Raw genomic sequence first — 14,218 nt, 5'->3', positions numbered from 1 at the left:
GTTACCTTTAGCCGAATGGCTATAATCTGACTGCTCGCGTCTGATTACGCTTCCTGACAAGGAGTTAAGTGTTGAAAAAAATGAATATTAAGCTGCTGACGCTGGTTGCCACCTATCTGGTTGTTTTGCTCCATACGGCGGCCGTTCCTTTCAGCTATTTCCATCTGGCCTGGTCAGTGTCCGTGATGTATGAAGCGCTCGGGCGCATCGCCTTCCCCCTTTTCTTACTGATTGCCGGCTACGTTTCGCTTAATAAAAATGAGTCGCTGCTCAGTACGCTAAAAACGCGCGTGCTGGATCTGGTGATCCCGCTGGTTGTCTGGTCCGTTATTTATATTATTTATAATAAACAAGTTAACGCGGATACTTCACCGGTCAGCCTGCTGGAGCTGCTGAGCACGCCCGCCTATCCGCATATGTGGTTTGTCTATACAATGATCCTGCTTTATCTGGTGACGCCGTTGCTGAATACCTTTATTCAAAATGGTAGCCAGCAGCGTGTTAATTACACCGTTACCGTCTGGTTTGTGCTGGCTTCAGTGTATATGCTGTTTGATAACGTCAAGGCGAACTTGCTCGAAGGCCACGCTATTCCCGCCCCCAGCAATATTGATATGGTGGTGTACCTGTCCGGTTTTTATATTATCGGCGGCGTGGCGAGGCGTTTTGATATCAATCCTAAGGTCGTGATTTCAGGCATTATCTTTATTCTGTCTGCGGTGCTAACGGCAGTAATGACCTACTCGCTTTCAATCAGCACTTTTGCGCCCAACGCCATTTTTCTGTTTTATTCCGCGCCGACGCTGGTGGTGGTTTCGCTGGCCTGCTTCTTTATGCTGCTGAATGCGCCCTTCCACTACAGCAGGCGCGCCATACGGCTTATCCATGAGCTATCCCGGCTGAGCCTGGGGATTTTCTTTGTGCACCTGATGGTGCTGGAGTCGCTGCTGCATCTGTTGCATATCGAATTTGAAGGATATTCATCCGCGCTGACTATTCCGGCCGTCGCGCTGGCCTGCTTCGCTGTTTCCGCCGCTATTACCTGGCTACTGCGGCAGATCCCCTGGATACGTCGTATCACCTGATGAGCCGACGGCCCCTATCGCGCTCCGCATTGGCTGATGGCGCGATATCCCCCGGGTACGTCGTCTTGCCCGATCGCCTGAAGCAGTAAGAACGGCCGCCTCGAAAAGCGGCCGTTCTTCCGGCAAACTACCGGTGCGCCACGGACCGTCAGTAACTGGCTGCGGCAAACCTGTGTGGCTGATTGATTGCTCTACGCGCAATCCAGTAGAGTAAAATTCGCTCTTCATCACTGTCCTGATCCGCCATCGCCAACAGCTTAAGCGCCAGCGTGGCTTTATTAACAGGCTGTCCTGTTATGCTCAGGTCAACCACCGCTTTACCAATAATGGTGCATACCTCTTCATCGCTCGAAGCCAGTAGATCGTGATCTGTACTCATCGTCTCCTCCTGTTGCCGGTAAATTTTAAGTCTGGCAGACGCTGGGGAGATTGCCATCTCTCAGTCTTTTAAACTGGTTATCGTTCTGCTGTCGCTATTTTTATCTTTTTGTAATGAAATCAGTCACTGAGCCGTTCCCCGTCATCTTTTGGTCATACTTACTAACGAGAAATAATATCAGCACACATCTTTTCGGGCCGAAATTTACCTTAAGTCGCAACAGCGATTAACATCGAAGATTTTACGCCGTCGTTTATTCTTAAAAATGCGCCAAACCTCTGGTATTAAGCGGATCTTATTTATGGCCAGACCCGATCGTTTTCTCGCCGTCCGGGACATTAAGATTATTCTGTAGTTTTATCGGCTCACCTCGCTCTGTCTGCTGCCTGCCGGATTTAACGCTTTCTGTGCCAGCCTCTTTTACTTTCCACACTCTGTTAATTGCTGGATCTGTTTACGCCATTCTTAAACAGAAAATAAGCAAAAGGGCTGTTTTACGGCTATTTGCAACATAAAGGATTAAAACTAAGCTTTCCGCCAACAACACCTGTATAACGCCTGAGGATAAAAATAATGAAAAAAATCACCGCGCTGGCTTTGTTCCTGATGATGACGGGCAGCCATGCCGCTTTTGCCGCACCAGCACCAGCCGCCGCCGCAGGCGTCGCCGCCGGCAGTGAAGCCACCACGCTTTCTGACGGTAACTCCAACGCCGTTGGCGTCGGCGCGGTCGGCGCGCTGCTCGGTATCGCTCTGGCGACCATGGGCGGTGGCGGCGACGGTTCCAACACCGGGACCACCACAACGACCACCTCCACCACGGCGCATTAATCTTGTTATGCAGCCGGCCTTTTAGCCATACAGGGCCGGCTTTTTGTTAATGTCCACTTCGCTTTTTAACCCCGTGGCTGTACCGCATCGTCAGCTGACATTCGTCGGCCGCCTCGCTTTTCGCCTATACTTTGGGACTGATTTGGTTTTATTAGGGAGGGAACAATGTTAATCGGCTTCGTTTTGCTGGTTAGCGCCTGCGGTCACGACGCCTGCGACGCTTTACCGGTGTCCGAGCATATTTTCCCGACGCGTGCATCCTGTGAGCGCATGGCAGAGCGTATTCATGAGCGCCGCCCTTCCGCGGTATTGCTGTGCGGCGAGGTCTATCGTAACCATGGCAGCGAAACGATGGATATAAACCCCTGAGACAGTCTTTCTTGAGCGTTCAGTGACAAAGATGAAGATGGCTCTTCAAAAGCCATGATGCTGACTGAGCAGGTTATTGGTTGCGCTTCTGTACGATGCCCGTCAAACGTCAGAAAGTTTGCTCAGAACGGCCCGGAAGCAGACGGTCTGGTACAGGCTGCCCGCTTCTGGTTTGCCTTGACGCTAGAGCCCCAGCTCGCTCAGACCGGGATGGTCATCCGGCCGACGACCCAGCGGCCAGTGAAATTTACGCTCGCTTTCCCTGACAGGCAGGTCGTTAAGACAGGCATAGCGCGTGGTCATCAGGCCATTGTCATCAAACGCCCAGTTTTCATTGCCGTAAGAGCGGAACCAGTTGCCGGAATCATCACGCCACTCGTAGGCATAGCGCACCGCGATGCGGTTGTCTGTAAAAGCCCACAGCTCTTTAATCAGGCGATACTCCAGCTCGCGCGCCCATTTACGCCTCAGAAAAGCCTCTGCCTCCTGGCGACCATGAATAAACTCTGCCCGATTGCGCCATTGCGTATCCATCGTATAGGCCAGCGCCACTTTTTGCGGATCGCGACTGTTCCAGCCGTCTTCCGCCAGGCGCACCTTCTCTGCTGCCGTTTCACGCGTAAAAGGCGGAAGCGGCAAACGACGTTCCTGTTCAGCCATCATTTTTCCTCGCGGCGAGGCTACTGTGCCTCAGTTTTTTCATCGACGTAGCGCGTAACCGCCAGCAGTCGATTAATATGGGTTAACAACAGATCGATATCCGACTGCAAAAAGCTTTCGCCGGATGTCGTGGCCGCCACAATGGCGTTTTGAATATTGTCTGAAATTGTCGATGCGCCGTCGCCTTTCCCCGCCGTCAGCACCAGCGCCGCCACCAGCAGCGACTGTGCTTCCACCTGCGCCGTCAGCTCTTTCGCATCAACTTCAATTTTAGCCATCTTCATTAAGATATCGATAACCAGCTGCTTCATCATTACTCCCCGCAATAAATTATTCCAGAAATTACCATTACGCTCAGAGACGAGCAAACTGAAACGCCGCTGGCTGCACCTTCTGTTGCATTCTGATCCACTTTCTTCCTTTTTAGCGCGTTTTATAAGCAAGATGTCCATTTTCCCTGGGAAAAAGCAATTATATTTCCCGTTTCGCCTGGCTAAATGCCCGGCGTGGAGTAGATTTAATCCTGTGATGCTTATCACATCATTATCACAATAATAACGTTGGCAAGGGAGTAACTTGTGAATCAGACATCAAACGGCGGGACAGCCGGCACTCAAACGAGTACCCCGACCGAACCCCTGGTAAAAGTGATCGCGTTTATCGCGACGCTTGGCGGTTTACTGTTCGGCTATGATACCGGGGTAATTGCGGGCGCCCTGCTTTTTATGAAGCATGACCTGCATTTAACGTCATTGACCACCGGGATGGTCACCAGCTTCTTAATTCTGGGTTCCGCCATCGGCGCCATCTTCGCCGGGCGCGTGGCAGATCGCTTCGGTCGTAAAAAAGTCATCCTGGTGATGGCGGTGATCTTTATGGCCGGTTCGCTGGGCTGCGCCACCGCGCCAAACGTGGAGATGATGATCGGCTTCCGCTTTATCCTCGGCCTGGCCGTAGGCGGCGCGGCGGCTATTGTTCCCGTGTATATCGCGGAAATCGTGCCGGCCAATCGCCGCTGGCAGTTCGTGACGCTTCAGGAGCTGATGATTGTTTCTGGCCAGCTGATCGCCTATACCAGTAACGCCGCGATAAACGAGGTCTGGGGCGGTGAAACCACCTGGCGCTGGATGCTGGGCGTAGCCTGCGTCCCGGCAGTTGTGCTGTGGGTCGGAATGCTGTTCCTGCCGGATACGCCTCGCTGGTATGCGATGCACGGCCGCTATCGTGAGGCGCGCGACGTGCTGGAGCGCACCCGCCATTCGCGCATGGTAGAGAAAGAGATGGGCGAGATCCGTAAATCGATGACCTCGAAAAGCGAGAAAAACGCCCGTCGTAAAAAAACGATTTCGACCTGGATGAAGCGCCTGGTGGCGCTGGGTATTGGCGTGGCGATGCTGCAACAGCTCTCCGGCGTAAATACTATTATGTTCTATGCGCCGACTATGCTGCAGGCGACCGGCCTGGGCACTAACGCCTCGCTGCTGGCAACCATCGCTAACGGCGTCATTTCCGTGATTATGACTTTCGTGGGGATTATGTTGCTAAGCCGCTTTGGCCGTCGTCCGCTGCTGCTGACCGGCCAGATCGGCTGTACCTGCACGCTGCTGGCGATTGGGCTGCTGACCTGGCTGATGCCGGAAACGGTTGATGGTCACCCGGACGTGCTGCGCAGCTATCTGGTGCTGGCCGGCATGCTGATTTTCCTCTGCTTCCAGCAGGGCGCGCTGTCGCCGGTCACCTGGCTGCTGCTGTCGGAAATGTTCCCGATGCGTATCCGTGGCATGGCTAACGGCATCTCGGTTTTTGCCATGCAGATGACTAATTTCTCCATCGCGTTTCTTTTCCCAACGCTGCTGGAAAAATTCGGCCTGACCAATACCTTCTTTGCCTTTGCCGCTATCGGTATCGCTGGCGGCATCTTCGCGGTGCTGTTCGCGCCGGAAACGAAGGGGAAAACGCTGGAACAGATCGAGAAGCACTTTAAAAAGCATCTCCAGGACGATCCTGTACCGCAAACGGACAACTAATCGAGGCGCCAGGGACGGCGCACAACTTTCTGACAAAGGAAACTTTCTGAGCCTGCAGGGCAGGTAAACAAATAAAGAGGCCTGAAATGGGAACGGCGATATTTATGGTTTTGATGGTTTGCGGCTACTGGTATACCAGCCGCGACCTTTCTACCCGCTTTAAAATCAAGCGTTCTTTTGGCTGGGACGTCTACTTTCTGGTCGCCCTTTACGGCTGTATTTTTGTCTTGCAGGGCGTGATTGCCACCGGGCTAATCTGGCTCGTTCTGCTCGCCTGCTCCACTCTGCTGAACATCATGCCTGAGCTTACGGGCGGTCATCACCACAACTGGCAAATGGAATTTATGAACTGGAGCTTTCTCGGCATCCAGGCGCCAGTTGTGGTGATGCTCTCTTTTGCCGTCGCATTTTGTCTTTACCGCTCTAACTGGTCCGGCAGCGCCAGGCTGAACAGCAAGGGGCGTAAAAAGCTCTATAAAGAACTCTCGCGCTCTAACGGCGTTGAAGGCATTCTGTTTCAGTGCATGGAAGAAGGCGAGCTGGCCTGGGTGACGCTGAAATCGCGCCGCATCTATATAGGTATGATCCACACGGCTTCCTATGAAATCGAGAATACCGCTAATATCGTGCTGATCCCGATGCTGAGCGGCTATCGTGACGGCAAGACGCTGAATTTATGCGTAGAGCACAACTACAGCAAGTGGTATGCGGAGCATAATATTACGCTGGATTCGGAACCGAAGTCCGCGATGGCGTTCCGTAAAGTTATTCTGCTCAGTCAAATAGAGAGCCTGTCGCTGTTTGATGCCGCCAGCGCCAGCGCGTTAGCTTTCGATAGCGACGAGGATGAGGAACAGCCGCCGCAGTGATGCGGTTTTCGGGCTGGTGCGCCCCATCAGCCCATCAGCCCATCAGCCCATCAGCCCATCATTAAAGTGATAAGCCAGAAGCCGGCGAAGGTCATCAGCAGCGAACCAACCACGTGCGTTAATACGGAAACCATCGCCCACAGATAGTTTCCCGCCTGCATCAGCGTAACGATTTCCAGCGAAAAGGTGGAAAACGTAGTCATGCCGCCGCACAGGCCGGTAGTGATCAGCAGTTTCCAGGCAGGATCAAGCTGCGGATTACGTAAAAACCACGCCATCGCCGCGCCGATAATAAATCCGCCCAGCAGATTCACCAGCAGCGTACCCGGCGGCAGATTTGGAAACAGCGAGTTAAGACGGACGGCCAGCAGCCAGCGAATAACGCAGCCGGCCGAACCGCCGATAATCACAGCGAGCAGAGGTTTAAACATCATCTTCCTCAATAGAATGACGAGGATTGCGTAAGAAGCCCGACACGCAGTCCTCCTGGTTAAAAGAGAGCGTTGTCAGGTGTCATCAGCCCCTTATAAGCCAGGGCGGTTGGGAAAGGCGGCACACCATCGCCTCGGGCCATTGAGCGTAATCAGTCGCGTGAACTTTTGCAAGCCTGCGGCCCGGCCACGGCCCCGGCGACGGCATCAGCAGCATTCCCATGAATTTATTAGAATTTACAGCAGATCGGCCAGGCTGCGCTATGCTTTCTTTCGTTATTGGCTACAAGGACATTTGGCTACCGCATGCGTTTAATTCCCCTGCCGCGACATGACTTACTGCTGGGCCTGTGTTGCCTGCCGGCGCTGCTCGTTATTTATCTGAGCGGCTTTACCTTCGGACAGGTGCAGGCAGCAGGCCTGGTTGCCAGCGGCGCGCTGACGCTGGCGTTCGGCGCCAATAAAACCTGGGGCGGCTCTTCTTTTTCACTGCTTTTCACCACCACGCTGGGGGTGGCGCTCTCTTCCGGACTGGGCTGTCTGGCGGGCAACGTCACGCCGCTCTATATTGCCGGAGCGATGCTTTATGCGGCCGTTTACGTGACGATGGCAAACGTGGATGACAGTGCATGGTGGATGCTGTTGCAATGGTCGATTGCCTGGCTGGTCTCCGGTTATTTTGCCGGTTCGCCGGAACACGCCGCCGACAGGGCTATGCTGGTTGGTGCTGGCGGCCTGATCCAGATGTTTTTCCTCTATCTGGTGTTCCGCCGCTACCCTTTTTATCTGAAAGACGTTTATCCGCGCGCCTGGCTGCGTTTTTTACGCGTCACAACCGGCAAATATAAACACAAAATCCATCTGCAATGGTCGGTTTTCTTTGCGCTAATGGCGATGGGGCTGGCGCTCTCCGGCGTGGAATTTTTTCATCTTAAAAACGGCTATTGGGCGGGCATGACGCTGTTAATCTGTCTGCGTAACAACTATCGGGATTCGCTGTCGCGGGTGCGCGCACGCGTATCAGGCACGCTGATGGGCAGTATTGCGGCGGCGGCGCTTATCGATCTGTGTGACTCTCCGCTTTATCTGATCGGCGGATTTATGCTGTTTGGCTACGCCGCCTTTACCTGGTCCTATTCGCTGATAGCGAAATCCTATTTCGTATTTGCCTTTATCGTTACCATGATGGTGGTGTTTATGATTGCCAGTCTGGGAACGTCGCAAATTGTTGTTGCTACTCATCGTCTGGAAACCACCGCTATTGGCGGCCTGTTCGCGCTGTTTGCCCTGGTGATGACCCGTCTGTTTACCCGCAAACAGATCCTGCTGCGACGGCGTAAATCGGCCTGAACAGGGTGCCCTTTCCGGCTGGAGCTTACCGCTTTGCTGCAGAGCGTTTTTCAGCCGTGTGCAAAATGGGTTCCTCTGCGGCGGGTTTTGGTTTTTTCTCTTCCTCAGGAAAGAAAGATTCCAGAAAACGGCGCTGTCGCTGATTCATTTTCCAGCCCTTCAGGCATGATTTTTCAGGAAGCGTAGTCATTAAGCTATCCCCCACAGCAGCAACAGTATCCAGAATATCAGACAGCCCAGCACAATCATCAGCCAGACCTTTCCGCGAACTGATAAATATTTTCCCATTGACGCTCCTTATCTCTGTCAGAAACAGCGCCACTATAAAATATAGCGGCTAAATTAACTATCCATTTATTATTTCCGCAACAGGGGATCTGCCACAATCAATTTTAAACAAAAAGACAGTACTTTAAATTTCAACAACTAACTTTCAAAAGCTCTATTTTAATTACATAAAATACTTAAGAACACCCTTCCAATAGTTAACCGCTGGTAATATTTTTTATTAGTAATACATCAGGAAAGATAAATACTATTTTATTCCAAAATTAACGGATTTTATTAACTTAAAAACTCCATATAAAAATTAATCCCAATAAGGCGATGCCGGGGCACCGCCCGTGGATTAGCGCTTTCAGGAAGTCGCTTCGGCCTGCTCTTCCTCGCTGTTAACCATTGCCGCCTGAATTTCTTCTTCATCCAGCGAGGGATTCAGCGCGACGGCCAGCGGTGAACTGGCCAGGCTGTCCGGTACGGCGACATGCGGCGTAGGATTTTCGGCATTTTCCTGCTGGATTTCGCTACGGTGCCAGCTCATTACCGCAATTATTACGCCACAAAGCGCGAAAAACAGATAGAGCATGTGTCCGCCCAGCGGCTGCATCAGGGCGCCGGTGATCATCGGTCCGATGCAGGCACCAACGCCGAATGCCATCAGCAGGCAGGCGGTCAGCGAAACGCGCCTTTCCGGGGCCACGCTGTCGTTGGCCATCGCCACCACCAGCGGGTAAAGCGAGAACTGCATCATGCTGGTGATGGATGCCGCACCGGTCACCCAGATGAACGTGAAATGCAGCGGCAGCGTCAGTAACAGCGCCGTCAGCGAATAAAACAGCGCGGTGCCGCAAAGCAGACGATGGCGGTTAAAACGATCGGAGAGCCAGCTCAAAGGGAATTGCGACACCAGCCCGGCGAAAATCGTAATGGCCATAAACAAGCCGGTTTGCTGCGTGGTAAACCCAAGCTGGCTGGCGTAAACGGGGGCCATGCCGTAAAACGCGCCAACGGCCATGCCGGTCGCCAGCGTAATCAGCAGGATGCGAGGGATCGCGCGAAAAAAATAGCCCAGCTCCATCGGCGCGGGCGACATTGGCTGCGCGTTGGTACGGGTGGTAAGCGCAATAGGCACCAGGCAAAGCGCGAAGCAAAGCGCCACAATCAGCAGGCTTGCGCTACCGGTTGCCGCCTGGGTCATCAGGATAATCTGGCCGGACGACAGTCCCAGATAGGTGGCGACCATATAGAAACCAAAAATCAAACCGCGCTGGCCCGGCTCCGCCTGGTCATTCAGCCAGCTTTCCAGCACCATATACTGGCACATCATGCACAGGCCGATAATCAGCCGCAGGCCTATCCAGGCAGGCAGCCATTCCGTCAGCCCGTGTCCCAGCACGGAAGCCGTAATGATGCCTGCGCAGGAGACATAGGCGCGAATATGCCCTACGCGCGCGATCAGGTTATGCCCTACTTTGCCGCCAATGACCAGGCCGATGTAGTTGGCTGCGATAATACCGCCGATCAGGCTGCCGCTAACCTGTTCCTGCGCCAGACGCAGGGAAACATAGGTGGTCAGCAGGCCGGAACCCAACAGCATCAGCAGCGTGGTGCTGTATAAAGGTAAAAAGGTGCCGAGAACTTTCTTCATTGCGCTTCCTGTCTTTTTTATTCCACAAAAGCAAACCTGCACTGTAAAAGGTAGTCGTGCTTTTGCCGTGGCAGCAAGCTTAACTGGCAGAAAAACAGACAAAAAACAACACGTAGCTTGTGACGAGGCCATTGTAATAATCAAGAAAAAGGCGGAGTGACAATTATTTTCTTCAGCAGAAACATTGAATTGCACCGTTCGGTGAGCAAATACAAAGCAAATGGGAATATATTACTCTCACCTTTAACGCAATCTTTATGGCTGATTATTTAATCAGATTAGTAATTCTTTACCGCGCAATAAATAATGCATAAGCACTATTTGTTGGCCCTGAGCCTGGTCGGCTCAGGGCCAACACCTTTTAACGTAGCAGCAGCATTACTGCCCCAAATCCCGCAGTTTTTTCCCTGCCATCAGATTCTTTTCGATATGTTCCAGCGTAATGTTTTTGGTTTCCGGCACCAGCAGGAAGGTGATTACAATAAATACCAGATTAAAGCCGGTATAAAGCCAGAAGGTGCCCGCCGCGCCGATGCTGCCCAGCAGGGTCAGGAAGGTCGCGCCGATAATCATGTTCGCTACCCAGTTAGTGGTAGTGGAACAGGTGATACCAAAGTCGCGGCACTTTAACGGCTGGATTTCCGAACAGAGGATCCACACCACCGGCGCAGCGCTCATCGCGTAGCCTGCAATACAAAGCATAGTCATGCCGACCGCCACCCAGGAGAGGTTCATGGTGGCTTCGCCCTGCCCCACTTTCATCAGGCAATAGCCGAGGATCAGTGTGGCAAAGGCCATCACAGAGAAACCGATTTTCAAAATAGGTTTGCGGCCCGCCTTATCGACAGTGAAGACCGCAATAAAGGTCGCCAGCATAAAGGTGACGCCAACGACCACCGTCGCCATCATCTGTTGCTGAGTACTCTGGAATCCCGCCATTTTAAAAATCTGCGGCGCGTAATACATGATGATATTCATGCCGGTAAACTGCTGCATTCCCTGCAACAGCATGCCGAGAAACACGGCGCGGCGGACATTGCTGTTTTTGCGAAACAGCGACAGCCCGCCCTGCTTCATTTTCAGGCTTTCGCGGATCTCGTTCAGCTCCTGCCTGGCCTTATCGGACGTATCGCGCAGCATCCGCAGCACCTCTTCCGCCTCCACATGCAGGCCTTTCGCCGCCAGCCAGCGCGGGCTGTTGGGCAGGAAGATCACCATCACAAACAGCAAAACGGCGGGCAGCGCCAGAATACCCAGCATGGCACGCCAGTTGCCGCTGTAGCTGAAGGCCGTATCCGATAAAAATGCCAGCAGAATGCCGAAGGTGATCATCAGCTGATAGGTGCTTATCATCTTGCCACGAATATTTTCCGTCGCCATCTCAGAAAGATAAAGCGGCGCAGTATAGGAAGCGATGCCGACGGCGATGCCTAACAGCACGCGAAAAGCGAGCAGAACTTCCAGATTGACTGCCAGCGCCGATCCCAGCGAACCGACGATAAACAGCAGTGCGCCCGCCATCAGGCTATATTTCCTTCCCAGCCGATGCGACACCCAGCCGTTACAGATGGCGCCAATTGCCGCGCCCAGCATCATGCTGCTGACTACCCACTCCTGCTCATGGCTGTCGAGCGTAAAGTGCTGGGTAATAAACGGCAGCGCCCCCGAAATCACACCGATATCCAGCCCGAACAGCAGCCCGGCCAGACCTGCCGAAAAGGAAATAAAGAGATTCATCCGCCGGACTTTATTTTTCTGCGCCTGCGGCAGCACCATACTGTTATTGATCGAAGACATATTTTTAACCCCGGTTTTATCCTGTCTGCCGGTAACATACAGACTCGCGCAGGCCGGAGGTTATGTTAAAAAGTCCACAGGCATGGATAAAATGGCTGTGGCGCACGAAGTTGTGATGACGATCGCATTCCTCTGCGCCATGCTCAGGACAGCGCGGCGGTTTGCGACCAGTTATAGGTCACCAGACGTAGCTGGATAGTGCCGGTAATTTCGCCATATCGCTGATTCATACGCGCTTTAAAAAACTGCTGTAGGCGTTCGGGCAAAACCGCAGCGTTATAGCGCAGCAGCGTGCTGTGCCAGAATGTCGGTGGCCGGGCGCTGCCGCTATACCTTTCTTTTAGCAGGCCCGCATAGTCGGAATGCTGCAACGCCTGCCAGAAAGCTTCTCTTCTGGCGATATCCGCCGCATTCGCTATACCGGCGATAAGTAATTGATTAGGCAAAGCCACCAGCCGCAGCTCGCGGACGACAAGCTCTTTTTCCAGGCAGTGCGCCGCGGCAATTCGCGTTAGTCCCTCGACGCCCTCAGGCTGATGGCGTTGATCGTAACAAGAAGGCGTAACGGCCAGAAAGGTCAGATGAAAATGGTCAGGCTGCATGATATCGGCAAGCGGATCGTCCAGCACCACCTCCCGCAGCTCTGCCAGCAACGTGCTTATCGGCTGGGTCAACGCGGGTTGAATACCGGTGGCGATGGCTTTTAGATTTTCCGGATAAAAGCCGCTGTACGCTTTAGCCGTTGTTGGATTGCGCCAGATGTGCAGCGTTTCCTGCGAGCGCTGATGATAGATTTGCGTAAGGCTTTTCTCTTCCACCCTGTGTTCCCCCGTTCGCTGTTAAGCATGCCAGTGTAGAAGCAGCGGGAGAGAAAGGGCAAACAGCGACTAGGCAATGCCAGCGGCTCTTTGTTATTAAAGATTGCCAGCACGTTGCTTTTAATAATGCTCCAGGCCGGCTCTTTATTGCCCTTTCCGCAGGGATCGCCTCAGCGTAAGGCACAATAAAGCGAGCCGCCTCAGTTTCCGGAGGCGGCTCACGACACGGGTTCAATCAGACATCCTCCTGGCGATCCTCGTCGTCCTCTTCTTCATCATCGAGATCGTCATCCTCCAGCGGCGCATCGATTTCTTCGTCATCTTCCAGCGGATCGACGAGTTCATCGCTGCCTTCGGGAATATCTTCATGGTCATCATCGGCTGGATATTCAGCGTCATCAGGAACCGGTTCCTGGTAATCCGGACGTTCAGACATAGCCACCTCCATCACCCCATATGGGTCAGTTAACTATAGAAGCTGGCACCAAACCGATCCCGCGCTGCATCACAGATCCGACAAAACCCGCGGCGATTTATTCGGGGAGCTTGTCGCCCGATTCTGGCGCATCATCCGGGCTGTCTTTCTGCTCTTTGGGATCTTTTTCGATCCAATTCTGCAAACCGGAAAAACGCGGATCGGTAGCATGAGAAATGAACATAGGTGACCTCCTGAATAGCGAATGAAATATAAGTATAAACGCAATTTTAAGATCTGAGTCCCGAAAGGCGGAAAGGCGAACCCGTGGCATGGTGACTTTTTAACCAGGCTGCTCTAAGGTTTTAACAGGTTATGACGCTGAATTTTTACTGGTTAACGCTTTAAGGGGAAAATAATGGAAAAAATGACGGTCAAGTATGGCAATTTAACCTTTCCGGCCGAATACAGCGAAACGCAGACCGGCGGCGGCCTTGATAAAACGCTAATTATTGCCAAAACCGAGCAAAGCACGGCGCTGTTCAGCGGCGCACTACAGGAAACATTTAATTTTGAATCCGAACGATTAGGTGAGGAAGATTATATTTTGAGCGATGAAGTGCCACAGCATTTTATTTTTACCCACAAATAAGTGCTGTAGCCGTACGGCTATTTGGATGTAAGCGTGTCATAACCTTTTTGATGCATAAAAAAACCCGGCCTGAGCCGGGTTTTGTCCTGTAGCGTAAGACTTACTGCAGCAGAGACAGCACGCCCTGTGGAACCTGGTTGGCTTTTGACAGCACGGAGGTACCAGCCTGCTGAAGGATCTGCGCCTTCGACATGTTAGAAACTTCAGTTGCGTAGTCAGCATCCTGGATACGTGACTGTGACGCGGTCAGGTTGGTCACAGAGGTGTTCAGGTTGTTGATGGTGGACTCAAAACGGTTCTGAATCGCACCCAGGCCGCTACGTGCGGTATCGACGCTCTTGATACGCGCGTCCAGGTCAGACAGGTCGCCGCCGGTCACGCTGAAGGTTGCGCCCAGGCCAGAAGTCTGGAAGCCTGCGCCTGACAGGTCGATGTTGATCACGTTAGCGTCGGAAGCGTCGTTGGCGCCAACCTGAATTTTTACGCTGCCGGTAGTATCAAAAATCGCCGTGCCGTTGAAGGTAGAAGCTTTACCGATACGGTTGATTTCAGACAGACGCGCGTCAACTTCTTTCTGGATTGAGTCGATATCGTCGGCGCTGTTGGTG

The 14,218-nt window shown here is 52.9% G+C and carries 18 protein-coding genes and 1 riboswitch; of the genes, 7 read left to right on the top strand and 11 right to left on the bottom strand.

What is annotated here, in order from left to right; all coding sequences use genetic code 11:
- Positions 1–68: 68 nt before the first annotated feature.
- Positions 69–1,085, top strand: coding sequence for an acyltransferase (locus tag EGK14_RS06835; RefSeq protein ID WP_125288346.1), 1,017 nt, complete (start codon positions 69–71; stop codon positions 1,083–1,085).
- A gap of 148 nt (positions 1,086–1,233) precedes the next feature.
- Here the strand turns inward: EGK14_RS06835 and EGK14_RS06830 are convergent, their stop codons facing one another.
- Positions 1,234–1,464, bottom strand: a complete 231-nt coding sequence (locus EGK14_RS06830; protein ID WP_125288345.1) for a hypothetical protein — start codon at positions 1,462–1,464, stop codon at positions 1,234–1,236.
- Between the two features lie 573 nt (positions 1,465–2,037).
- On the opposite strand from EGK14_RS06830, the gene yjbE reads away from it, so the two are divergent.
- On the top strand, positions 2,038–2,295 hold the full coding sequence (gene yjbE / locus EGK14_RS06825) for an exopolysaccharide production protein YjbE (RefSeq protein ID WP_125288344.1): 258 nt from the start codon (positions 2,038–2,040) through the stop codon (positions 2,293–2,295).
- A 165-nt stretch (positions 2,296–2,460) separates the two neighbouring features.
- Positions 2,461–2,664 (top strand): hypothetical protein, encoded by a 204-nt coding sequence (locus EGK14_RS06820; RefSeq protein WP_125288343.1) that lies wholly within the window; start codon positions 2,461–2,463, stop codon positions 2,662–2,664.
- Positions 2,665–2,847: 183 nt separating this feature from the next.
- On the opposite strand, the gene EGK14_RS06815 is transcribed toward EGK14_RS06820, so the two are convergent.
- Both EGK14_RS06815 and iraP read right to left on the bottom strand, forming a co-directional pair.
- Complete coding sequence (locus EGK14_RS06815) at positions 2,848–3,324, bottom strand: nuclear transport factor 2 family protein (RefSeq protein WP_199746393.1); 477 nt, start codon at positions 3,322–3,324, stop codon at positions 2,848–2,850.
- A 20-nt stretch (positions 3,325–3,344) separates the two neighbouring features.
- The gene (gene iraP / locus EGK14_RS06810; protein ID WP_125288622.1) at positions 3,345–3,635 is read right to left on the bottom strand and encodes an anti-adapter protein IraP; all 291 of its coding nucleotides are present in this window, start codon (positions 3,633–3,635) and stop codon (positions 3,345–3,347) included.
- A gap of 267 nt (positions 3,636–3,902) precedes the next feature.
- Here iraP and EGK14_RS06805 point away from each other — a divergent pair, with 267 nt between their 5' ends.
- Entirely contained in the window at positions 3,903–5,351 is a 1,449-nt protein-coding gene (locus EGK14_RS06805; RefSeq protein WP_125288341.1) for a sugar porter family MFS transporter, read from the top strand.
- Between the two features lie 86 nt (positions 5,352–5,437).
- The gene (locus EGK14_RS06800) at positions 5,438–6,220 is read left to right on the top strand and encodes a hypothetical protein (protein WP_125288340.1); all 783 of its coding nucleotides are present in this window, start codon (positions 5,438–5,440) and stop codon (positions 6,218–6,220) included.
- A 50-nt stretch (positions 6,221–6,270) separates the two neighbouring features.
- On the opposite strand, the gene crcB is transcribed toward EGK14_RS06800, so the two are convergent.
- The gene (crcB, locus tag EGK14_RS06795) at positions 6,271–6,651 is read right to left on the bottom strand and encodes a fluoride efflux transporter CrcB (protein ID WP_125288621.1); all 381 of its coding nucleotides are present in this window, start codon (positions 6,649–6,651) and stop codon (positions 6,271–6,273) included.
- A 69-nt stretch (positions 6,652–6,720) separates the two neighbouring features.
- A riboswitch (Fluoride riboswitch) is annotated at positions 6,721–6,794 on the bottom strand.
- 163 nt (positions 6,795–6,957) lie between these two features.
- Here crcB and EGK14_RS06790 point away from each other — a divergent pair.
- Positions 6,958–8,001 (top strand): FUSC family protein, encoded by a 1,044-nt coding sequence (locus tag EGK14_RS06790; protein ID WP_125288339.1) that lies wholly within the window; start codon positions 6,958–6,960, stop codon positions 7,999–8,001.
- Between the two features lie 25 nt (positions 8,002–8,026).
- Here the strand turns inward: EGK14_RS06790 and EGK14_RS06785 are convergent, their stop codons facing one another.
- From EGK14_RS06785 to EGK14_RS21735, 6 genes are all read right to left on the bottom strand, one after another.
- Positions 8,027–8,323 (bottom strand): hypothetical protein, encoded by a 297-nt coding sequence (locus EGK14_RS06785; RefSeq protein WP_125288338.1) that lies wholly within the window; start codon positions 8,321–8,323, stop codon positions 8,027–8,029.
- A 315-nt stretch (positions 8,324–8,638) separates the two neighbouring features.
- Positions 8,639–9,928 carry an MFS transporter gene (locus EGK14_RS06780; RefSeq protein WP_125288337.1) on the bottom strand — a complete coding sequence of 430 codons (1,290 nt, stop codon included), beginning with the start codon at positions 9,926–9,928 and terminating at the stop codon, positions 8,639–8,641.
- Between the two features lie 378 nt (positions 9,929–10,306).
- Entirely contained in the window at positions 10,307–11,767 is a 1,461-nt protein-coding gene (locus EGK14_RS06775; RefSeq protein ID WP_255416530.1) for a sugar porter family MFS transporter, read from the bottom strand.
- A 101-nt stretch (positions 11,768–11,868) separates the two neighbouring features.
- The gene (locus tag EGK14_RS06770; RefSeq protein WP_125288335.1) at positions 11,869–12,543 is read right to left on the bottom strand and encodes a hypothetical protein; all 675 of its coding nucleotides are present in this window, start codon (positions 12,541–12,543) and stop codon (positions 11,869–11,871) included.
- A gap of 235 nt (positions 12,544–12,778) precedes the next feature.
- Positions 12,779–12,979: a hypothetical protein gene (locus EGK14_RS06765; RefSeq protein ID WP_125288334.1), complete on the bottom strand. Its 201-nt coding sequence runs from the start codon at positions 12,977–12,979 to the stop codon at positions 12,779–12,781.
- Between the two features lie 97 nt (positions 12,980–13,076).
- Positions 13,077–13,202 (bottom strand): hypothetical protein, encoded by a 126-nt coding sequence (locus EGK14_RS21735; RefSeq protein WP_255416521.1) that lies wholly within the window; start codon positions 13,200–13,202, stop codon positions 13,077–13,079.
- Positions 13,203–13,376: 174 nt separating this feature from the next.
- On the opposite strand from EGK14_RS21735, the gene EGK14_RS06760 reads away from it, so the two are divergent.
- Positions 13,377–13,610, top strand: a complete 234-nt coding sequence (locus tag EGK14_RS06760) for a hypothetical protein (RefSeq protein WP_125288333.1) — start codon at positions 13,377–13,379, stop codon at positions 13,608–13,610.
- A gap of 100 nt (positions 13,611–13,710) precedes the next feature.
- Here EGK14_RS06760 and EGK14_RS21565 read toward each other — a convergent pair.
- Positions 13,711–14,218: flagellin (locus EGK14_RS21565; protein WP_255416520.1), on the bottom strand; the 508-nt coding region annotated here is incomplete at its 5' end.

Origin of the sequence: Erwinia sp. 198 (genome assembly GCF_003937915.1) — a bacterium.
GTDB classification, from domain to species: domain Bacteria; phylum Pseudomonadota; class Gammaproteobacteria; order Enterobacterales; family Enterobacteriaceae; genus Erwinia; species Erwinia aeris.
Note: the sequence above shows the minus strand (reverse complement) of the source record. Positions and strands in the feature narration are given on the sequence as shown.

Excerpts from the sequence above, each read along its gene's own strand:
- EGK14_RS06830 (WP_125288345.1), bottom strand. The coding sequence starts at position 1,464 with ATGAGTACAGATCACGATCTACTGGCTTCGAGCGATGAAGAGGTATGC.
- yjbE (WP_125288344.1), top strand. The coding sequence starts at position 2,038 with ATGAAAAAAATCACCGCGCTGGCTTTGTTCCTGATGATGACGGGCAGC.
- EGK14_RS06820 (WP_125288343.1), top strand. The coding sequence starts at position 2,461 with ATGTTAATCGGCTTCGTTTTGCTGGTTAGCGCCTGCGGTCACGACGCC.
- EGK14_RS06815 (WP_199746393.1), bottom strand. The coding sequence starts at position 3,324 with ATGGCTGAACAGGAACGTCGTTTGCCGCTTCCGCCTTTTACGCGTGAA.
- iraP (WP_125288622.1), bottom strand. The coding sequence starts at position 3,635 with ATGAAGCAGCTGGTTATCGATATCTTAATGAAGATGGCTAAAATTGAA.
- EGK14_RS06800 (WP_125288340.1), top strand. The coding sequence starts at position 5,438 with ATGGGAACGGCGATATTTATGGTTTTGATGGTTTGCGGCTACTGGTAT.
- crcB (WP_125288621.1), bottom strand. The coding sequence starts at position 6,651 with ATGTTTAAACCTCTGCTCGCTGTGATTATCGGCGGTTCGGCCGGCTGC.
- EGK14_RS06790 (WP_125288339.1), top strand. The coding sequence starts at position 6,958 with ATGCGTTTAATTCCCCTGCCGCGACATGACTTACTGCTGGGCCTGTGT.
- EGK14_RS06780 (WP_125288337.1), bottom strand. The coding sequence starts at position 9,928 with ATGAAGAAAGTTCTCGGCACCTTTTTACCTTTATACAGCACCACGCTG.
- EGK14_RS06765 (WP_125288334.1), bottom strand. The coding sequence starts at position 12,979 with ATGTCTGAACGTCCGGATTACCAGGAACCGGTTCCTGATGACGCTGAA.
- EGK14_RS21735 (WP_255416521.1), bottom strand. The coding sequence starts at position 13,202 with ATGTTCATTTCTCATGCTACCGATCCGCGTTTTTCCGGTTTGCAGAAT.
- EGK14_RS06760 (WP_125288333.1), top strand. The coding sequence starts at position 13,377 with ATGGAAAAAATGACGGTCAAGTATGGCAATTTAACCTTTCCGGCCGAA.